The organism is Mesorhizobium sp. M8A.F.Ca.ET.021.01.1.1, from assembly GCF_003998025.1.
Taxonomy (GTDB): Bacteria; Pseudomonadota; Alphaproteobacteria; order Rhizobiales; family Rhizobiaceae; genus Mesorhizobium.
In genome coordinates, this window is sequence record NZ_RZSJ01000039.1 from 1 (window position 1) to 19827 (window position 19827).

Consider the following 19827-nt stretch of genomic DNA (forward strand, 5'->3'; position numbering starts at 1 on the left):
TCAGAAACGCACCGTCGAGGAAACTTGGCGTCACATCGGCCACCTCGTCGAAACCATCGAGGCAGCCGAATGCAAGAACTACTTCGAAAACGCCGGATACGCTTCCGTCAAAACATGAAACGCTCTAATGCAGGCTCCGCCGGGCGCTGCCAAGCTTCTCGCCCTCGGGCACGTCGGTGGATTTCTTCTTTCTCTCGGCTTCGCGCAGCCTGTCGGCCGGCGTCGGCTCGCTCCTGGCGATCATGGCGTAGACGACCGCGAAATAACCGACCTGGATGACCACCGCGCAGATGACGACGCGCAGCAGTGTCGTGCCGAGCGAAGCCCCACCCAGCCACGACCAGGCAACGACGATCGCGAGCGCGAAAAGCATCCCAAGGATGAATTTTGGAAGCGACATACCCAACAGCCCATAAACCGGCTCGGGTTATATCCAATCGATAGCCCCACCCGAGCGCCGTCCCTTGTCATGCGGGCTTGTTAAGTCACCCGCTGCCGACCGGTTGCTTCCGGCCTTTCAACCTGTCGCCACCATGACAGGTATAATTTGCAATTCTATTAAGGCGAGCAGAAGGCGGCAAGGGCAACCGCACATATTTTTGAATGAGCTTACGCGTTCGACTCTGCCATGCTGCAACGCACACGACCGCATTTCATTCAACCTGCAGCCGTGATAAGGCGTGAGTACAATCCATAATATTAAGCAGTATTTTATGTGAATAGTTTCGAATATGGCATCTTCCTAAAGCACTTATATGCTCTGCCCCTCGGCGCCGAGAACGCGTCGCCTAGGAACCGCCTCAAAAATGTCCGGATTTTTTTATCCTTGCCCATTTATTGTCACAAATGTGCTAAAAATTTCGAAATTTGTGCAGAGCGAGCTTACTATTTAGTCAATTCATGACGCGACTATTTCAATGGGATGGGAAATTGTGTGTTGCGCTGCAGCATTTTTTTGATATCGTGCGGTCAACCATTCGTTCACCGCATGGAGTTTCCGTATGAGGGATATTGCCAAGTCGGCCACGGCGGGCTTTTCGCAGGCTGACACCGACTTTCCGCCGCCGATCGGCGGCCTCATCAAGCGGAGTTTTGATGTCGCCGGTTCGCTGGCTGGGCTGATCGCGCTCAGCCCGCTGTTCATCATGATAGCATTGCTGGTCAAGTTCTCCGACGGCGGATCGATTTTTTACGGCCATCGCCGAATCGGGCGCGGCGGACGGCTGTTCTCCTGCCTCAAGTTCCGCACCATGGTTCCCGACGGGGACAAGGTGCTGGCCGCCTATCTTGCGACCAATCCAGACGCCAATGCGGAATGGATAGCGACCCGCAAGCTGAAGAACGATCCACGCGTCACCCGCGTCGGAGCGGTCCTGCGCAAGCTCAGCCTCGATGAGTTGCCGCAGATCATCAACATCCTCCAGGGCGACATGAGCCTTGTCGGGCCTCGCCCGGTGGTCCGCGACGAACTGGAAATCTACGGCAGCGCGGCTGTCTATTATCTGAAGTCCCGGCCCGGCCTGACCGGCCTGTGGCAGGTCAGCGGCCGCAACGATGTCTCTTATGACAGCCGCGTCGCGTTCGATCGCCACTATGTCGAGAACTGGTCGCTGTTCGAGGACGTTCGCATCATCATCAGGACCGTGCCGGCCGTCTGGATGTCACGCGGTTCTTATTGATCGGCCGGGCTGACCCAGCCATCCGGCGGCAAGCTCATCGGGCGATGGGGCTAAAACGGATCGGAACGTTCAGTTGAAAACAGACATGTTCGAAGCCTTTGGCGGCGGCCCGTTTTTCGGCCGCTCGCGGCTCGTGGCGACGTGCCTTGCGATGTCGCTCGCTTTTCCCCAGCTGGCCGCCGCCGACGACTACCGTCTGGGCTCCCAGGACAAACTCACCATCCGCATCGCCGAATGGCAGACCGTCGAAAGCACGTTCCGCGACTGGTCGTCGGTCAATGGCCAATACACGGTCGGTCCGGCCGGCACGCTGTCGGTGCCTTTCGTCGGCGAACTGCCGGCGGCCGGCAAGACCACGGCAGAGGTCGCCGCGGCTATCGGCGAGGCGCTGCAGCACAAGCTCGCTTTGTCGGACAAGCCCGAAGCCTCGGTCGAAATGGCGCAATTCCGGCCGTTCTATATTTCGGGCGAAGTGCAGAATCCCGGCCAGTTTCCCTATGTGCCCGACCTTACGGTGCTGAAGGCGATCAGCGTCGCCGGCGGCATCAGGCGCAGCGCCGACTACGGTCCCCAGCTCGGCAAGGACCTGGTCACCGCCAAGGGTAATTTCGATATCTCCGACGACCTGCGTGTGCGGCTGATCGTCAAGCGCGCCCGCATCGACGCCGATATGGCCGGCAAGACGAGCTTCGAAGCGCCGAAGGAGGTCGAGGGCGATCCTCGGCTGCCGACCATCGTCAACGACGAGATGACGATCCTGACCGCCGACCAGAAGGCGCTGAAGCTGAAGCTCGAGTCACTCGACGATCTCAAGGGTGTGCTGCAGGCCGAAATCGAATCGCTGGAGAAGAAGATCGTCAACCAGCAGAAGCAGGTCGATCTTGCGCAGCAACAGCTGGCCAGCATCGGTCCGCTGGCGCAGAAGGGTCTGGTCGCCAATGCGAGACTTCTGGATTCGCAGCAGTCCGTCACCGACCTGCAAGGCAAGATCCTGGACTATGAGACGGCCATCCTCACCGCCAAGCAGGCGATCAGCAAGGCGACGCAGGACGCCATCGACGCCCAGAACACCTTGAGCTCGAGCCTCGCCGCCGCCCGGCAACAGACCGAAGCCGACCTGAACGAGGCCGCGCTGAAGGTGAATATGCAGAAAGGCCTGATCGCTCAGGCCACTGATCCGGCGACGACGGCCGCCATCACCAACGACCAGCAGCCTACCTTGCTCTATTCGCTGGTGCGCAATGTCGACGGCAAGACCAGCGAAATCGCCGCCAAGGAAGACACGCCGGTGCTGCCCGGCGATGTGATCAAGATCAAGCTGGCGCCGCTGGCGAGCCAGTAGGGACGCGGAAGTTCGCACGACCCGCCGCTTCGATCCTCTAACACAAAGACTTTGAACCTCCGCCTGGCCTGCCTGGCGGAGGTTTTTGCTGACAGGGTTTCCAGAACCGGAAAACCAGAACGGTTGTTGACGCAATTGCGGACGGGAAAACCGCTACGCACTTTTCCCGGCATTGCTCCAAGAACGGTTTAGTGTTTGATAGAATCTCTGACCCGCTCTAACTTCTTGTTTTCACGCAATTCCCAAGGGGAAGCGCTATGCGCTTCTCCCGGGAAACCGTTACACACTTTCCTGGAATTGCCCTGGCGGACCCTCATCATTACTCGGCCGCCGCCGGACGGTGCGGCCAGGCTGGCTCCCCACCCTTCGCATCCGCTGGCTCGAAGGCCGGCGACCACCGCGTGCGCGTGACCGGCAACCGGGCCAGCTTGAAGAAGCTGAAATACATCAGGAAGGAGCCCATGATGTAGGGGTTGAGAATCTCGACCTCGACGAAGGAGCGGATGAGCAGCAGCACCATCACGCCGATGAGAACCACCGATTCGGCCTGCCATGTCTTGAAGACCACCGCCGCGATATGGCCGAAGAGCGTGCGCAGCATGATCAGCGATATCAGCACCGCCCCGGTGAAGCCGAGTTCGACAAGGGCCTCGACATAGGTGTTGTGGAAATGGAAGCCGGTGCGGGTGGTGATGTAGAATTCGTTCCACAGCCGCTCGGCCTCGGCAAAGCCCTGCACCCAATAGGCGGCATAGCCGACGCCGAGGATCGGCGATCGCATCGCGGCGTTCCAGCCCTGCTCCCACAGATAGGTCCGCCCGGTGAGCGTCGAATCCTTACCGAAGATGCCAAGCACGAAGTCCATGAGCCCGAGATTGAGGGCGACGATGGCCACCACGACGATCATGCCGGCGCCGATCAGGAAGATCACCCGGCGATAGCGCCGCGACAGAAGCTTGCTCATCGCAAGCAGCGCCACCAGCGCCAGAACCGCCGGTATCGAGGCCATCGAGGTGGCGGAATGCGAGACGACCAGCACATAGGCCGACAGCAGCACGACCGGCACGGTCAGCATGAAGCTCAGGCGGCCACGCCGAAGGAAAGCAAGGAAAACGACGGAGAAATAGATGCCGAGCGAGCCGACGAAGCCGATCTGGTTCTTGGAGGCGAAGGCGCCGACGAAATTATAGGTGCCGTCGAGGACGTCCTCGGAATAAGCTCCGACCTTCAGCGAATAGATCAGGACGAAGAATATGCCGACCAAGGCGCCTATCGTCAGGGTGCGCACGCTGACGGTGCGCGCCGCGACATAGGCACAGGCGATATGGGAAAGGTACTGGACCGCCGTTCTGGCGGTGGTGCCGGGTGCCTGCGACCAGAACACGGAGAAGCAGACATAGGCAGCGAACAGCAGCGGCAACCAGGCACTGGACAATTGCCGCAGGAACCGCCGGTAGTCGACCAGGATGAGCGGAAGCCAGACGACATAGTAGGCCAGGATCAGCACCTGGCCGAAAATGACGGAATAGGAGAACGCCCAGATCGAGACGGCAACGGCAAAACTGCCATAGACCGAATTCTTCTCGGGATCGACGAGCAGGGATTTGGGAATTTTCATCTAAAGGGTCCCGTCAACACGACCCAGAACCGGCAGGCCGCAAACCAGCCGGCATATCCGCAAACAGGGGCGTACAAGAAACGGCGTCTCCATTGTGCAGTGCAATATAACCTATCGCACCCCTTGCTCAATGGCAAATCCGGTCACCTTGTCTTACAGCGAAGCGATCGCCGAGAGATCGCAACCCCATAATCCGGCCGGTGTTGGCCCAGACGATCCGGCCACATGCCGGCTTGAACTCGATCGGCGGTCACCTCACAGTTCCCGACGAGCCATCACATGGACCGGGATGGACAGGGGAGTGACATGCCGATGAATTTCGCGGGACGATTCGCCGGCCGGTCGGCGGTGATTACCGGCGGCGCCTCGGGCATCGGCCTGGCGGTCGCACACAGGATCGTCAACGAAGGCGGGCGCGTCAGCGTCTGGGATCGCGATCCCGCACAGATCGAACAGGCGAAAGCCGTCATTCCCAGCCTGCAGGGGGTGACGATGGACGTTGCGGATGCGGCAAGTGTGGAGGCCGCCGCACAATCGACGATCGAAGTCCTCGGCGGCGTCGACATACTGGTCACCAGCGCGGCCATAACCGGCCCCAACATGACGACCTGGGCCTATTCGGCCGAGGATTGGCAAAGGGTCATCAATATCAACATCAACGGCGTCTTCTACTGCAACAAGGCGCTGGTGCCGCACATGCTCGAGCGCGACTACGGCCGCATCGTCAACATCGCCTCGATCGCCGGCAAGGAAGGCAATCCCAACGCTTCCGCCTACAGCACCTCGAAGGCGGCGGTGATCGGCCTGACCAAGTCGCTCGGCAAGGAACTCGCCAAGACCAAGGTGACGGTCAATTGCGTGACGCCGGCAGCTGTACGCACGGCGATCTTCAAGCAGATGAGCCAGGAGCACATCGACTTCATGCTGTCGAAGATACCGATGGCGCGCTTCGGCGAGGTCGAAGAAGTGGCTGCGCTGATCTCATGGATCGCTTCCGAGGAATGCTCGTTCACCACGGCCGCCGTGTTCGACGTTTCGGGCGGCCGCGCTACGTATTGAGCCGGGTCGAGGCAGTTCCGAGTTCGCCCGAGCCAACTACAATTCCGCGTGACGAAGCAACGATTGGAGCTGGACAGGCTTATGGTAGCTGGCGTCTGAATGAGCGTGCCACAACAGGGGAAAGCCATGACACGACGAGAGAGCCCGGCAGGTGCGATGTCCCCCGGCCACTGTGCCGGTGGCCTGCGATCGACGGAAGCGGCGATCACCAGGCCGGAGTTTGCTTCGTTTGCTTAGAGCAGATCCCACCGCGCTGGCCGATGACGAGCTTCTGGACCGCTATCAGCGCGCCGCCTTCGGCTATTTCCTGGAGAATGTGAACCCCGACAACGGGCTGGTCGCCGACACCTCGCGGCCGAATTCACCGTGCAGCATCGCCGTGGTCGGTTTCGCCCTGTCCTGCTATCCGATCGGCGTCGAACGTGGCTGGATGGCGCGCGACGCGGCTGCCAGGCTGACCCTTGCGGCGCTGCGCTTTTTCCAGGCCAGCACGCAAGGCAGCGGCCCCGACGTTACCGGCCACAAGGGTTTTTACTACCACTTCCTCGACATGCGCACTGGTTTGCGCGTCTGGCGCTGCGAGTTGTCGATGGTCGATACCGCCCTGCTGATTGCCGGCATGCTGGTGGCGGGCGCCTATTTTTCCGGCGACAATGACGACGAGGCCGAAATCCGCCAACTGGCCGAGGCGCTCTACAGGCGCGTCGACTGGCGATGGGCGCAAGGCAGCAGCCCGACGCTCCGCCAGGGCTGGAAGGCCAGGACCGGCTTTCTGCACTATGGCTGGGAAGGCTACAACGAGGCGACGATCCTCTATGTGCTGTCCATGGCCTCACCGGACCGCCCGACCTCCGACGACAGCTACGAGGCCTGGACGGCGACCTACCAGTGGGAAAACATCTACGGCCATGACGTGCTCTATGGTGGGCCGCTGTTCATGCACCAATTCTCGCATGCCTGGATCGATTTCGCCGGCATCCGCGATGCTTTCATGCGCGAGAAGAATTCGGACTATTTCGAAAACAGCCGCCGCTCGACATACCTTCACCGCGACTATGCCCGGCACAATCCCTACGGCTTTGACGGCTATGGCGAGAACCTGTGGGGTCTTTCGGCAGGGGACGGACCAGGCGGCTTCCGCGTCAGCGTGGAGCGACGGCGCCACCGGTTTTCCGGTTACGCGGCGCGCGGCGCGCCTTTCGGTCCGGATGACGGCACGATCGCGCCATGGTCCTATCCGGCGTCGCTGCCTTTCGCGCCTGACATTTGCCTGGCGGCGATGCGCCACCTCGCCGATCGTTACCCTGAGGTGATCGACAATTTCCGGCTGCCGAGCGGTTTCAACCCGACATTGGCCAACCGGCGAAATTTCGGCCGCAACGGCTGGGTGTCGGAAGGCCATTACGGACTGGACCAGGGCATTGCGGTGATGATGATCGAAAACCACCGTTCCGGCATGATCTGGGAGCTCATGCGTTCCAATCCCCATATCCGTCGTGGGCTGGACAAGGCTTCCTTTACCGGCGGATGGCTGGCGCGGCCGGCAAGCCCGGCATCCGGGGGGCGCGATGTCACGTGAACCGGCGAGAGCCGCCGCCTTCCCCGTCGACCACAACGACGCCGAGCTGATCAGGGGCGCGCATCCCCCGCACTGGAAGAACCCGACCCCGAACGGTCCCTACAATCTCGTCGTCATCGGCGCCGGGCCGGCTGGATTGACCGCCGCGCGCGACGCGGCGAGCCTTGGCGCGAAGGTCGCGCTGATCGAGCGTGGGCTGATTGGCGGTGCGTGCATCAATGTCGGCGGCATTCCGTCGAAGTCGATCATTCGCACAGCCAGGCTCTATGCCGACATGCGCGATGCCGAGAGCTTCGGCGGCGACCCGCCAGATCATCTTCGTGTCGATTTTCAACGGGCGATGACACGGATGCGGCAGATCCGGCAGCGGATCAGCCGTGCCGATTCCGCCGCGAGCCTGGTTTCGGAAGGCATCGACCTCTATTTCGGTGCGGCGCGATTTGCCGGCCCCGATACGGTCACGGTCGAGGAAAGCACGCTGCATTTCAAGAAGGCGCTGATTGCAACGGGCGCACACCCGGCCTTCCCTGCTATTCCGGGGCTGGTCGAAGCCGGTTATCTCAGCAATGAGACGATGTTCGACCTGACGCAATGCCCGCCGCGGCTCCTCGTCATCGGCGGCGGGCCGCTTGGCTGCGAGACGGCGCAGGCTTTCTGCATGCTCGGCGCCAAGGTCATCCTGGCGCAGAGCGATCCGATGTTCCTGCCCGGCGAGGAGCGCGACGCCGCGCAGATTCTTTCAGACGCCTTGGCGCGCGAGGGGGTGGAGGTGCGCCTGAACACCGAAGTTGTGGCGGTGCGCAGGGAAGGTGCCGCCAAGTTCGCCGACCTGATGCGGGATGGTGACACGACGACGATCTCCGTCGACGAGATCATCACCGGCGTCGGCCGTTCACCCAATGTCGATGGTCTCGGCCTCGAAGAGGCGGACGTGGCCCATGACGCCGACGGCATCAAGGTGGATGATTATCTGCGAACCAGCAACCCGCACATCTATGCGGCGGGCGACGTCTGCCTCGAATACAAGTTCACCCATACCGCCGAGGCAACGGCGCGCATTGTCGTGCGCAATGCCTTGTTTCGCGGCCGCGAAAGGCTCAGCGACCTCGTCGTTCCCTGGTGCACCTATACCGATCCGGAGATCGCCCATGTCGGCCTCTATCCCCTGGAAGCGCGCCGCAATGGCATTCCGGTCAAAACCTATACGATACTGATGCACGATGTCGCCCGCGCCGTGATGGACGGCGAGGAGGAAGGATTCGTCAAGATCCATGTCAGGGAGGGGTCCGACCGCATCCTGGGCGCGACGGTCGTCGCCAGCCATGCGGGCGAGATGATCAACGCGGTGACCCTCGCCATCCGGTCCGGCATGGGACTGCATGCGTTGGCCGACGTCATCCATCCCTTCCCGACACAGGCGCAAGGCATCAAGATGGCGGGCGACGCCTATAGGCGGACACGCCTCACCTCGTTGCGCAGGCGCCTTGCGGCGCACTGGCTGGCGTGGTCCAGACGATAAGCCCAAAGCCATCACATATGCCGAAATGCTCACAAATACGCAACCAAGTGCGCGGCGGCGCTTGACGGATCCCTGCGAGGCTAATGAAATCGAGACGACGCCTTCGGCCGCGGAACATTCGTGGATGCAGCCTTTAGTCGAAACGGAATACGCAATCGAGCTCTTGTCCAAGGGTTACATCTGTGTGCCTCTGCGCGAAGGTGGCAAGCATCTCGATCTTGAGGCGATGGAATATCATCCGCTGCATTTGAAGGCCCGTCGAAAGGATCTGAAGGAATTGGCGTTCCGGTCGATTGCCTTTCAGTTGTCGCAGAAGCCACCAACACCGGAGGAACTCCGGCGCTGGTTTCGGGACTTTGCTGGAAATGTCGGGATCATCGGAGGATACTGCAACCTTCTCATCCTGGATTTCGACGATTCAGCAGACTATCGCGCCTGGTCTGGCAAGCACGCTCACCTTTCAAGTTGCACGCCGGTCGCGAAAACGCCGAATGGATTCCACATCTATCTCAGGACGCGCGAACCGGCGGTTTCATCCAGCCTATATTTCGGCATGCGGCGGATCGGCCACCTGAAGGCGCTTGGCGGTTACGTCGTTGGAAGTCCTTCCGTACTCAAGGATGGCTGCTGCTACAGCTGGTTGAAGGACCAGTCGCCATTCGACGTCGAGCCGCAGCCAGTCGAAAGCCTGGCCAGTCTTTCACTTCGCGCGGTCTCGCCATTCAAACATTGCTATGACCGCGTTCTGAAGCGCGGTTTTTTCGTGCCGCAATGAGCATTTCGGGGCGTGAGCAACCCGACATCAGCATCGTCATCCCGGCAAGAAATGCCGCCGCGACGATCGACGCCACGCTGCGAAGCCTTCTGCCGGAGAGGGGTCTGATCAGCGAGATTCTTCTCGTCGACGATGGCTCCATCGACCAGACTACGGCGATTTCGATGCAAAGCGCCCGGAGGCACGGATTGCCGCTGGAGATCCTCGCCGTGCGGCTGGGCAGCGCGGGCGCTGCCCGCAACGCCGGAATTGCGCGAGCCAAAGGCAAGTTCATACTTTTCCTCGATGCCGACGATGAGGTGATGGCGGGAGGGTTGGGACTGCTGCATGACGCGCTCCTGCGCAATCCCGAGGCCGGCCTGTCGATAGGAGCCAGCATTCGCCGCACCAGGGGGAGGCCGGACAAGCTAAAGGTTCCGCATGGGTACACGAGCGACCGGGCATCGAACGCCCGCCGCTACCTTCTTAACGAGGTATGGCCGATCGCGATGGGCAGCGCGTTGGTCGCAGCCTCTGCAACGGCCACCGTCCGCTTTCCGGAAACCACCAGCCTGGATGAGGACACGTGCTATTGGGCGGCCATGGTCGCCCAGGCCGACGTGACAACGATCTCTTCTCCGGTGCTTCTCTACCACCATGACGAAGAGAGAATGGCGCGGCGATTTGTCGAGACCCCGCGGGCCACGTTTCTCGCGATAGCACTGGAGCTGGACAAGCTTGCCGGTTCAGCCATTGCAAGGGACGTTCTGCAGTGGAGGAAGGCCTGGATAGCCTTGCGGATTTCAAGACAGCTTATCAAACACAACCGATACAGCTATGCGATGAGCATGATGCGTGCCGTTCGCGCCCACAAAAGCCTGGGGCGGAGCTGGAAGGCGTCGCAATATCGCATACGGATTCGCATCGGAGCCATGATGGAACGGCCTGACCACTCGTCGAGCGCTGGCGCGGTCACGGAAAGACGTACGCTGGTCGTGTCCTTCGACCCGGCATTTCCGCCGGTTTCCGGTGCGGACCTGAGAAATTTCAACAATGCCAGCCTTGCGGCCGAGTTCGGCCCGGTCCAGCTTGCCTCGATCAGGCCGCTGGGCGACGCGCGACAACCCTCCGACTCGCGCATCAACGCGGTTGGCCTGGTGACCGATGGAGAACCGCGTTCGGCCTCACTCGGCTGGTGGAGGATCGCGGGGGAGAACCGTATCCCGCGCACGGCATTGGCGCGGCTGCGGAAACTGATGCAAACCTTCAAACCCGATACGGTCATCGTCGAAGGGACCGGCCTGTTCAAGCTGCTGCGACATTTGCGGCCGCTGACGAAGCAGCTCGTCCTCGACATGCACAATGTCGAATCCGACCTGGCGGCACAGCTGCGGCATATCAGTCCAGCGCGATCCCCGGCGGTGCTTGGCATCCGGCGGCTGGAGAGAAAAGCGCAATCCCTCGTCGACAGGGTGTGGGTCTGCTCGAACCAGGATCGCGAAAGGTTGATGGCCGCATCCCGGCACAAGGTGCCGATCGATGTCGTTCCCAATGGAATCCCCAACGTCGAGGACATTCCGCGGGTGCTGCCCGCCGAAGCCGCTACCGACAGCGGTTATCCGACGATCGTGTTTATCGGGCATCTCGGCTATCCGCCGAACGTCGATGCGGCCGAGCGCCTGACGGGCACCATATTGCCTCGCATTCGGCAAGTCTTGCCGGGTGCAAGACTTACTCTTGCCGGACGAAGCCCGAAGGCGGCGGTACGGGCGCTGACCAGATTGCCTGGTGTGGCGCTTGTCGAAGATCCCGAAAGCGTGTCGCCACTCCTGTCCGGCGCGCATCTCAGCATCATCCCGCTCAGGGCCGGCGGGGGCACGCGCATCAAGATTCTGGAGGCGATGGCCTGGGGGGTGCCGGTGATCGCGACGCCGCTCGCTGCCGAGGGGCTGGACATGGTCGAGAATGACCAGGTGTTGCTGTCGACCAGCGACGAAGGACTGGCCGACATGGCCATCGAACTCTCTCTAGACGCCGAACGCCGGGCGCGGCAGCGCAAGCGCGCGCATCAGGCCGTATGGGCAAGGTTTGGCCCGCAAGCGATCCGCGATGCGGTCCGCGCCGGACTTGCACTGGACAATGACGGCAAGTGACACCAGGCCACCTCCATCACCCCATGAGCCGTCGATGATTCCGCCGATCCTGCACCAGACCTGGAAGACCGACAGCGTTCCCGCACGCTTCCAGGCCTATGCCGACAGCTGGAAGCGGCACAATCCACACTGGACGGTCATGCTCTGGAGCGACCGGATGCTGCTCGAATTCGTGGCCGAGCACTACCCGGATTACCTGCCGATGTTCTGTGGCTACACCAACGGCGTGCAGCGGTCGGATGCGGCCCGCTACATGCTTCTGCATCACTTCGGCGGGGTCTATGCCGACATCGACTGCGAATGCGTCGCGCCCTTCGATGCGATCATGAGCGAGACCCGGGTCGTACTGTGCAAGGAGCCGGCTTCGCATGCGGCCGTCCAGGCGGATTTCCGGGGCCTGCCCTACCTTCTGTTCAACGGGACGATAGCGAGCCCGCCCGGTCATCCATTCTGGGCGCATCTCCTGTCGATGATGCCCGGGCTCGCCGCCGCCAAGGACGTGCTCGACGCGACCGGCCCTTGCCTGCTCACCTCCGCGCAGCGCGGGTACAGCGATCAGGCGGCCTTCGCCATTCATCCTTCCGCCCTGTTCGTGCCGGTGACGTCGGCCGGGAGCACGGAGCGCGACGCCGGCGACGACACGGCCGCGCTTTCGATCCACCACTGGGCCGGCACATGGTGGACCCCGGAACCGCCGCCGAACTGGTGGACCAAGCTTCGCAATCGGGCCTATCGGCTCCGGTATCACCTGACGCGCGGCGCGTATCTGGATGAGGCGCAGGCGAAAGCAGGCGTCGACAGAGCGGTCCTGTCGGGGCCGCCGCCATCGGGCCGAAACGTCGCTGTGCTGGTGCCGCTTCGCGACGCCGCCGACCTCATCCAGCCCTTTCTTGATGCGCTGGATGGGCTCGACTATCCCAAGGACCGGATCAAGCTGGTCTTCTGCGAAGGCGACAGCCAGGACGGAAGCTGGGAGCGACTGCAGGCCGCAACAGCTGGATTGGCCGGCAGATATCGTGACATCGTCCTGTTGCAGAGACAGGTCGGCACCCGCCTCGACAGGGCAAAACGGGCAAAGCCCAGAATGCAGCGCGTCAGGCGCGGCGCGATCGCCAAGGTGCGAAATTACCTGATCGATCACGGGCTCAGCGAGGACGATGACTGGGCCTTGTGGATCGATATCGACGTCTGGCGCTTTCCCGGCGATGTGCTGAACCGCCTGATCGCCACGGGACATCGCATCGCGGTGCCCAACTGCGTGAAGATCGCCGGTGGCGCCAGTTTCGACCTCAACAGCTTTGTCATCAGGCGACAGACCAGGGACTATCGCTATTACCGCGAGATACGCGGCGGCCTTCACCAGCCTCCCGTGCAAACGCCAAGCCGGTATCATCTCAGCGATGTCAGGCATCTCGACATCATCGGCCTCGATGCGGTCGGCGGAACCATGCTGCTGGTCGATGCCGCCCTGCATCGCGGCGGTCTTCGTTTCCCCGAAATTCCATACCGCGATCTGATCGAGACCGAAGCTTTTGGCCTCCTTGCCAACGACCTCGGCATCCGGCCGGTCGGCCTGCCCAAGCTGGAAATCCTACACGTCCCCTGGTAAGGCCGCCGCCCGCCGAAGCTCTTCGCGCAGAGGCTGCAGATAGGCTTGCGGGCGCAGACGCCCCCATACATAGTTCCGGTCCGTCAAATGCGCGGCCTGCCTGATCCAGCGCCCCGGGGCATCGGGGTCCCGCACCTCGCGCCAATCGTCGACGATGATGACAGGCAGGCCTTCGTAAAGCGGATCGAGCGGTGAAGTCTTGGTCACCACGATGCAGCCGAGATAAAGCAGTTCCCATGTCCGATGACAGTCCAGGCCGTTTCCGACGGTCGACAGCACGAGCGGATATTGCGAATAGAGCTGCCAGATCGAGCGCTGCGATACGCGTTGCCCTAGAAAATCGACATGCGGGCATCCGTCCAGAGCCTCAAGCAATTCCCGACGCTCGCCAGACTCTCTGCTGACGCTGAAATCGCAGAATATCCTGGCCGGACGACGATCCGCACTCCCCTGCCCGCGCAGGGTTTTCAGTTGCCTCACCAGTCCGCCAGGCGTCGCCAGGGAACGTGGGGTGTGGAGATCCAGCCCGATCGGGAACGGCTTGATCCTGGGATGACCGCCGTCGCAGTTCTGGCTGTACCAGGAGACCAGATAGGGGCTGGCGAGAAGCCGCTCGACGGTGTCCTTGGGCAGATCCGAAGGCACCGAGGAATCACCGTCGGTCGTCAGCAGGATGAAGGGAGCCTTGATGGTGGGCAGGGCTATCCTGGCGAAAATGTCGAGATCGCAATTTCGCGCAAGCCTGGCCAGGGTGCTCAGCCGCACCCAAACGATGCCATGCGCGCCGCTATAATGGTCGCGGAAAAAAGCCTCGCTTTGCGTCGATTCGGTCGGCGCCCAGCGATACCAATCGGGTCCAGCGAAGTCGCAGAAACGCCCGATCCCTTGCGACCAAAGCACGGAAGGAACCCCGAAAAACCTCAGCGCCCCGGAACGGACGGGTTTATTGAGTTTTGCCCGCCAACGCGACATGCCCATGGGCAACCCTTAGCCCAGACGCCGTTATGGCCGCAACGTCCGGCCTGCTTGCTCACACAGGCCAAGGCGGGCTCGTGGCGTCAGTCGTGCAGGTCCCGCGCAATCGGCGGGCCGACCGAAAATCCGGAGAACGTGACCTCGAAACCCTCACGCTGCGGCGAACAGCACATCATACCGACATCGACCAGCTTCGAGATCGGGAAATAGGCGAGCCGCACCGGCTTCCAACGACCGTCGGAAGCGTCGAGATACTGCACGCGGATCGCCTCGCTATGGCGGGTCAGGCGGATCCTGACGCCGTCCGGGCCGGCGGCAATGGCCACCAGCGACCAGTCTGAGGTGTCGTTGGTGACGACGACGGAAAAATAGGCAAGGCCGTCCGTGTATTCGATGCCGGCCTTGATCCAGTGCGTTTCGCCAAGCCGGATCATCAGCCCGGCCTGGTCGTAGAGCACCTTGTAGTCGCCCTTGACGGTGACCTCGGCGGTGAAATCGCCCTCGACCCGCCGATAGAGGAAGTGGCCGTTGTCGCGCCAGAAGCCATAGAAGGTCTCGCGCCAGAAATCGGTCTCCTTGCCGGTGCGCACGCGCACGGCATCACCGTCGACGGCATGGTGCGGCGGCGGGTTGAGCCAGGTCAGGTCCTGCAATGTCATCGCTTGCACCGGTCGGTTTTTCGAGGAGGTGACGGTTCGCCGGCCGGCAAGCCGGCGCCGGATCATCCCGCGAACGTATAAGCGGTCTTTACCGTGGTGTAGAACTCCATGGCATAGCGGCCCTGTTCGCGCGGGCCGAAGCTCGAACCCTTGCGCCCGCCGAAGGGAACGTGGAAGTCCACCCCCGCCGTCGGCAGGTTGACCATGACCATGCCGGCTTCGGAGTTGCGCTTGAAATGCGTGGCGTGCTTGAGGCTCGTGGTGCAGATGCCCGAGGTCAGGCCGAACGGCGTGTCATTGGCGACGGCAAGCGCTTCGTCATAGTCCTGGACGCGGATGACGCTGGCGACGGGGCCGAAGATCTCCTCGCGCGAACTGCGCATGGCATTGGTGGCCTCGGTCAGCAGCGCCGGCTTGAGATAGAAACCCGGCGTCTTGCGGTCGAGCCGTTCACCACCGAAGGCGAGCGTGGCGCCTTCCCGCACACCGATGGCGATATAGTCCTCGTCCTGCTTGAGCTGGGTCGCGTCGACCACCGGGCCGATCTGCGTCTGCGCGTCGAGCGCGTCGCCGATCACCAGCTTTTCCATGCGCTCCTTGAGCGCGTCGACGAAGCGGTCGTGGATGCCGTTGGTGACGATCAAACGCGACGAGGCCGTGCAGCGCTGGCCGGTCGAGAAGAAGGCGCCGTTCAGCGCGCAATCGACAGCGACCGCGAGATCGGCGTCGTCGAGCACGACCAGCGGGTTCTTGCCGCCCATTTCGAGCTGGAACTTGCGCATGTGCTCGACACTTGCCGCGGCGACGCGTTTGCCGGTTCCGACCGAGCCGGTGAAGGAGATGGCGTTGACGTCGGGGCTGTCGAGCATTGCCTGGCCGACCACCGAGCCCTTGCCCATGACGAGGTTCAGCACGCCCTTGGGCAGGCCGGCGCGATGCAGGATGTCGACGATGGACCACGCGCTTTCGGGAACGAGTTCGGCCGGCTTGAAGACGACGGTGTTGCCGTGAGCCAGCGCCGGAGCGATCTTCCAGGCGGGGATGGCGATCGGGAAATTCCATGGCGTGATGATGCCGACAACGCCAACCGCTTCGCGCGTGATCTCGACGCCGACGCCCGGCCGCACGCTTGGCACCACCTCTCCCGACAAGCGCAGTGTTTCGCCGGCAAAGAAATCGAATATCTGGGCGGCGCGGATGGTCTCGCCAATGCCCTCGGCCAGCGTCTTGCCTTCCTCGCGCGCCAGGTTGCGGCCGAGTTCGTCCTTGCGCGCCATGATCTCGTCGGCGGCCTTTTTCAGCACCGCATGGCGCGCCAGCGGGCCGGAGCGGGACCATGCCGGAAACGCCGCCTTGGCCGCCGCGATCGCCTGGCCCGCCTGTTCGACCCCCGCCGAGGCATATTCGCCGACGACGTCGCCGGTATCCGAGGGGTTGATGTTGCGGGATCCGGCATCGCCGACCCATTCGCCGTCGATGAGGTTCTTTCGAAACGCTGTCATGTCCTTGCCTTCCCTGGCTGTTGGCCGCGCGGCGGCATCCGTCTGAAGTGGTATTTGCCAGACAATTGCCTTGCGGGAAAGCACGCACTGGGCTCGAAGGCCGCGACAAAAGTCCCCGGGCCTGCGCTCATGCCTCCGGTGCAGCGGCGGCAGTGCGCGTCGACAACCACTCCAGCTAACATCGGTGGATGGCTCGCCGGGTCAAGGTCGAATTGCCATGTACACATATGTCCACGAACTTGATTTGCCTGATCCGGCATGTCATGCGTCGTGGCGATGACAGCACTCGAGACGACGATCCAACGTGCCGGCGCCACCGGCAACATCAAGGCCACTCGCGAAGACTGGCTGAAGCTCGCGCTTGAAACTCTGATCTCGGACGGCGTCGAACGCGTCCGCGTGCTGACGCTTGGCCAACAGCTCGACGTCTCGCGCTCGAGCTTCTACTGGTATTTCAAGAGCCGCCAAGACCTGCTCGACCAGTTGCTGGACCACTGGCGGCAGACCAATACCCGATTCATCGTCGAGCGCGCCGAACGCCCTTCCGCGACTGTCATTCGCGGGGTGATGAGCATTTTCGAATGCTGGGTGGACGAAAAGCTGTTCGACCCGCGGCTGGATTTCGCGATCCGGGCATGGGCTCGCCGCTCCCCCGCGACAAGGCGCGCGCTGGACGAGGCTGACGAAGAACGAGTCAATGCCATCCGCGGCATGTTCATGCGTCATGGCTACGAGGAGGAAGACGCGTTCGTGCGGGCCCGGGTGCTCTATTTCATGCAGATCGGCTACTATTCGCTCGAACTCGACGAGCCGATGAGCAGCCGCCTGCCGCATGTTGCCGCGTATCTGCGCAGCTTCACAGGCCGAGAGCCTACGGCGGGCGATGTCGAGGATTTTTCACGTTACGTGGAGGAGACCATCTCGCGTAACCGTTAGCGTTGGCTCCGCAAGCCGGGAGGACCGGCAACTAGACATACATGTCCATTACCACTAGCTTTGCCCTGATCAACCAGGCTTGTCGCCCACACAATGACCCGCATCTATTCCGCTTTGTCGCTGTTCAAGGAAGGCCTGGCCGGCCAGACCGGCTGGAAACAGGCCTGGCGCTCGCCCGAGCCGAAGCCGTCCTACGACGCGATCGTCATCGGCGGCGGTGGCCATGGACTGGCGACGGCCTATTACCTGGCCAAGAATCACGGCATCGCCCGAGTGGCCGTGCTGGAAAAAGGGTGGATCGGCGGCGGCAACACCGGCCGCAACACCACCGTGGTGCGCTCCAATTATTACTATCCTCAGAGCGTCGAGCTCTACGGGCTGGCGCACCGGCTCTACGAAGGCCTGTCCAAGGATCTGAATTACAACGTCATGCTGTCGCAGCGCGGCATGGTCAATCTGTGTCACTCGACCGCCGAAATGGAAGTCGGCGTGCGCACCGTCAACGCCATGCAGATCAGCGGCATCGATGCGGAGCTGTTTTCGCCCGAGGACGTGCGCCGGGTGGCGCCGATCTATAATTTCTCGGCCGGCGCGCGGTTTCCGGTGTTCGGCGGCATCTGGCAAGGCAGGGCCGGCACGGCGCGCCATGACGCGGTCGCCTGGGGTTATGCGCGCGCGGCGAGCCGGCTCGGCGTCGACATCATCCAGAATTGCGAGATCACTGATTTCATCGTCGAGGGCGGCCGCTGCCGCGGTGTCCAGACGACGCGCGGCATGTTCCGTGCCGAGCGCATCGGCATGGCGGTGGCCGGGCACTCCTCGGTTCTGGCTGAAAAAGCCGGCTTCCGGCTGCCGATCAACTCCTACGCGCTGCAAGCCTGCGTTTCCGAACCGGTGAAGCCGATCCTCGACACGGTGGTCCTGTCGCCCGGCACCGGCGTCTATGTCAGTCAGTCGGACAAGGGCGAGATCGTCATTGGCGGCGGGCTCGACCGCATCCCTTCCTATGCACAGCGCGGCAATTTGCCGACGCTGGAGACGGTGATCGCGGGGGTGCTGGAGATGTTCCCAATCTTCGGCCAGTTGAAGCTGATGCGGCAATGGGCGGGCATTGTCGACGTCGTGCCGGATTCCTCGCCGATCATCGGGGAATCGCCGCTGCCCAATCTGTTCCTCAATTGCGGCTGGGGCACGGGCGGCTTCAAGGCGATCCCCGCCGGCGGCACGCTGCTGGCGAACCTGCTGGCGAGCGGCAAGCACAACGACATCAGCCGGCCCTTCGATCTCGACCGCTTCGCCAGCGGGCGGCTGATCGACGAAGCGGCCGGCTCCGGCATCGCGCACTGATATGCACAGAGACCAGGACTAGGCGTCATGCAGCTCTTTCCTTGCCCGTTCTGCGGCCCGCGCGACGAGACCGAATTCCACTATGGCGGCGATGCCGGCAATACCAGGCCGGATGGCGGAGATGTGCCCATCGATCGCTGGGCCAACTATCTCTACCTGCGCTCCAATCCGAAAGGCGCGGCGCGCGAAATCTGGGTGCACATGAACTGCGGCGAGTTCTTCGTCATGGAGCGCGACACGCTCACGCACGAGGTGCAGTCCTCGTCCGCGCTGGGCGAGGAGCACGCGGCATGACCGCCTCGCGTCTTGCCACCGGCGGCAGCGCCATCGACCGCTCGCGCCCGCTCCGCTTCAGCTTCGACGGCACAAGCGTGGACGGCTTTGCCGGCGACACCATCGCCTCCGCGCTGCTCGCCAACGACGTCGCGGTCGTCGGCCGCAGTTTCAAATACCACAGGCCGCGCGGCATCTGGGGCGCCGGCGTCGAGGAGCCCAACGCGCTGGTCGATATAGGCGGCTCACGCGCGACGCCGAACACGCGCGCCACGACCGAGCCGGCACACGATGGGCTGGCGGCCAAAAGCGTCAATGCGACGCCCAATGCATTGAGCGACCGCAACGCCTTCCTTGACCGTTTTGCGCGCTTCATTCCGGCGGCGTTCTATTACAAGACCTTCATGTGGCCGGACTGGCACATGTTCGAGCCACGCATCCGCGCCATGGCCGGACTGGGCAAGGTCGACACGGACTGGATCTCATCAGGCCCGCCGGACCAGATCAATCATCATTGCGACGTGCTGGTGGTGGGCGCCGGGCCGGCCGGACTGGCGGCGGCCAAGCTCGCGGCCGGCGTGGGCCTCTCCGTGACGCTGGTCGACGACCAGCAGAAGCCGGGCGGGTCGCTCGGCCACCGCGCCGGCGAGATCGACGGCAGGCCAGCTGCCGGATGGCTCGAGGAGACGCTCGCGACACTTGCCGCCGGGGGGCATCTGATCCTGCCCTCGACCACGGCCTTTGGCATCTACGACCACAATCTGGTCGGCCTGAACCAGCGCCATTTCGATGGCCGGCCCGACACGCTATGGCGGGGTCCGCC

At 62.7% G+C, this 19827-nt stretch carries 17 protein-coding genes and 1 pseudogene; 13 read left to right on the plus strand and 5 right to left on the minus strand.

Translation table 11 applies throughout. The features are described 5' to 3' along the window. Positions 1–118, plus strand: a pseudogene (locus EOA36_RS05825) (IS630 family transposase); the annotation flags it as partial. A 6-nt stretch (positions 119–124) separates the two neighbouring features. Here EOA36_RS05825 and EOA36_RS05830 read toward each other — a convergent pair. Next, positions 125–400: an exopolysaccharide production repressor protein gene (locus EOA36_RS05830; RefSeq protein WP_127275989.1), complete on the minus strand. Its 276-nt coding sequence runs from the start codon at positions 398–400 to the stop codon at positions 125–127. A 601-nt stretch (positions 401–1001) separates the two neighbouring features. Between EOA36_RS05830 and EOA36_RS05835 the strand changes: the two genes are divergently transcribed. Then, positions 1002–1679, plus strand: coding sequence for a sugar transferase (locus EOA36_RS05835; protein WP_127275990.1), 678 nt, complete (start codon positions 1002–1004; stop codon positions 1677–1679). A gap of 85 nt (positions 1680–1764) precedes the next feature. Continuing rightward, positions 1765–3021, plus strand: coding sequence for a polysaccharide biosynthesis/export family protein (locus EOA36_RS05840; protein WP_167531474.1), 1257 nt, complete (start codon positions 1765–1767; stop codon positions 3019–3021). A gap of 319 nt (positions 3022–3340) precedes the next feature. Here the strand turns inward: EOA36_RS05840 and EOA36_RS05845 are convergent, their stop codons facing one another. Further along, entirely contained in the window at positions 3341–4639 is a 1299-nt protein-coding gene (locus tag EOA36_RS05845) for an O-antigen ligase (RefSeq protein WP_127275992.1), read from the minus strand. Between the two features lie 306 nt (positions 4640–4945). Between EOA36_RS05845 and EOA36_RS05850 the strand changes: the two genes are divergently transcribed. From EOA36_RS05850 to EOA36_RS05875, 6 genes are all read left to right on the plus strand, one after another. After that, a complete protein-coding gene (locus tag EOA36_RS05850; protein ID WP_127275993.1) occupies positions 4946–5698 on the plus strand; it encodes an SDR family NAD(P)-dependent oxidoreductase in 753 nt (250 codons plus the stop codon). A 229-nt stretch (positions 5699–5927) separates the two neighbouring features. After that, the gene (locus EOA36_RS05855; protein ID WP_127275994.1) at positions 5928–7277 is read left to right on the plus strand and encodes a glucoamylase family protein; all 1350 of its coding nucleotides are present in this window, start codon (positions 5928–5930) and stop codon (positions 7275–7277) included. Then, positions 7267–8796 carry a mercuric reductase gene (locus tag EOA36_RS05860; protein ID WP_127275995.1) on the plus strand — a complete coding sequence of 510 codons (1530 nt, stop codon included), beginning with the start codon at positions 7267–7269 and terminating at the stop codon, positions 8794–8796. The genes EOA36_RS05855 and EOA36_RS05860 overlap by 11 nt, the downstream gene beginning before the upstream one ends. A 124-nt stretch (positions 8797–8920) precedes the next feature. Beyond that, entirely contained in the window at positions 8921–9571 is a 651-nt protein-coding gene (locus EOA36_RS05865) for a bifunctional DNA primase/polymerase (RefSeq protein ID WP_245464258.1), read from the plus strand. Further along, complete coding sequence (locus tag EOA36_RS05870; RefSeq protein ID WP_127275997.1) at positions 9568–11703, plus strand: glycosyltransferase; 2136 nt, start codon at positions 9568–9570, stop codon at positions 11701–11703. The genes EOA36_RS05865 and EOA36_RS05870 overlap by 4 nt, the downstream gene beginning before the upstream one ends. Positions 11704–11737: 34 nt before the next feature. Further along, complete coding sequence (locus EOA36_RS05875) at positions 11738–13312, plus strand: glycosyltransferase (RefSeq protein WP_127275998.1); 1575 nt, start codon at positions 11738–11740, stop codon at positions 13310–13312. On the opposite strand, the gene EOA36_RS05880 is transcribed toward EOA36_RS05875, so the two are convergent. The 3 genes from EOA36_RS05880 to EOA36_RS05890 form a co-directional block, all read right to left on the minus strand. After that, positions 13295–14077: a hypothetical protein gene (locus tag EOA36_RS05880; protein WP_245464259.1), complete on the minus strand. Its 783-nt coding sequence runs from the start codon at positions 14075–14077 to the stop codon at positions 13295–13297. The two genes, EOA36_RS05875 and EOA36_RS05880, sit on opposite strands and share 18 nt — an antisense overlap. Before the next feature lie 293 nt (positions 14078–14370). Further along, positions 14371–14946 carry a DUF1349 domain-containing protein gene (locus tag EOA36_RS05885; protein ID WP_127275999.1) on the minus strand — a complete coding sequence of 192 codons (576 nt, stop codon included), beginning with the start codon at positions 14944–14946 and terminating at the stop codon, positions 14371–14373. Between the two features lie 62 nt (positions 14947–15008). After that, complete coding sequence (locus EOA36_RS05890; RefSeq protein WP_127276000.1) at positions 15009–16448, minus strand: aldehyde dehydrogenase family protein; 1440 nt, start codon at positions 16446–16448, stop codon at positions 15009–15011. A gap of 276 nt (positions 16449–16724) precedes the next feature. On the opposite strand from EOA36_RS05890, the gene EOA36_RS05895 reads away from it, so the two are divergent. The 4 genes from EOA36_RS05895 to EOA36_RS05910 form a co-directional block, all read left to right on the plus strand. Then, positions 16725–17384 carry a TetR/AcrR family transcriptional regulator gene (locus EOA36_RS05895; RefSeq protein WP_189522249.1) on the plus strand — a complete coding sequence of 220 codons (660 nt, stop codon included), beginning with the start codon at positions 16725–16727 and terminating at the stop codon, positions 17382–17384. A 93-nt stretch (positions 17385–17477) separates the two neighbouring features. Continuing rightward, positions 17478–18731, plus strand: coding sequence for a sarcosine oxidase subunit beta family protein (locus tag EOA36_RS05900; protein WP_127276002.1), 1254 nt, complete (start codon positions 17478–17480; stop codon positions 18729–18731). 27 nt (positions 18732–18758) lie between these two features. Next, positions 18759–19025, plus strand: a complete 267-nt coding sequence (locus tag EOA36_RS05905) for a sarcosine oxidase subunit delta (protein ID WP_127276003.1) — start codon at positions 18759–18761, stop codon at positions 19023–19025. After that, a partial coding sequence (locus EOA36_RS05910) for a 2Fe-2S iron-sulfur cluster-binding protein (RefSeq protein WP_127276004.1) occupies positions 19022–19827 on the plus strand: 806 nt, incomplete at its 3' end. The genes EOA36_RS05905 and EOA36_RS05910, both read left to right, overlap by 4 nt.

What these genes read in the sequence shown, in the direction of transcription:
- EOA36_RS05830 (WP_127275989.1), bottom strand. Translation starts at nt 400, where the DNA reads ATGTCGCTTCCAAAATTCATCCTTGGGATGCTTTTCGCGCTCGCGATC.
- EOA36_RS05835 (WP_127275990.1), top strand. Translation starts at nt 1,002, where the DNA reads ATGAGGGATATTGCCAAGTCGGCCACGGCGGGCTTTTCGCAGGCTGAC.
- EOA36_RS05840 (WP_167531474.1), top strand. Translation starts at nt 1,765, where the DNA reads ATGTTCGAAGCCTTTGGCGGCGGCCCGTTTTTCGGCCGCTCGCGGCTC.
- EOA36_RS05845 (WP_127275992.1), bottom strand. Translation starts at nt 4,639, where the DNA reads ATGAAAATTCCCAAATCCCTGCTCGTCGATCCCGAGAAGAATTCGGTC.
- EOA36_RS05850 (WP_127275993.1), top strand. Translation starts at nt 4,946, where the DNA reads ATGCCGATGAATTTCGCGGGACGATTCGCCGGCCGGTCGGCGGTGATT.
- EOA36_RS05860 (WP_127275995.1), top strand. Translation starts at nt 7,267, where the DNA reads ATGTCACGTGAACCGGCGAGAGCCGCCGCCTTCCCCGTCGACCACAAC.
- EOA36_RS05865 (WP_245464258.1), top strand. Translation starts at nt 8,921, where the DNA reads ATGCAGCCTTTAGTCGAAACGGAATACGCAATCGAGCTCTTGTCCAAG.
- EOA36_RS05870 (WP_127275997.1), top strand. Translation starts at nt 9,568, where the DNA reads ATGAGCATTTCGGGGCGTGAGCAACCCGACATCAGCATCGTCATCCCG.
- EOA36_RS05875 (WP_127275998.1), top strand. Translation starts at nt 11,738, where the DNA reads ATGATTCCGCCGATCCTGCACCAGACCTGGAAGACCGACAGCGTTCCC.
- EOA36_RS05885 (WP_127275999.1), bottom strand. Translation starts at nt 14,946, where the DNA reads ATGACATTGCAGGACCTGACCTGGCTCAACCCGCCGCCGCACCATGCC.
- EOA36_RS05890 (WP_127276000.1), bottom strand. Translation starts at nt 16,448, where the DNA reads ATGACAGCGTTTCGAAAGAACCTCATCGACGGCGAATGGGTCGGCGAT.
- EOA36_RS05895 (WP_189522249.1), top strand. Translation starts at nt 16,725, where the DNA reads ATGACAGCACTCGAGACGACGATCCAACGTGCCGGCGCCACCGGCAAC.
- EOA36_RS05900 (WP_127276002.1), top strand. Translation starts at nt 17,478, where the DNA reads ATGACCCGCATCTATTCCGCTTTGTCGCTGTTCAAGGAAGGCCTGGCC.
- EOA36_RS05905 (WP_127276003.1), top strand. Translation starts at nt 18,759, where the DNA reads ATGCAGCTCTTTCCTTGCCCGTTCTGCGGCCCGCGCGACGAGACCGAA.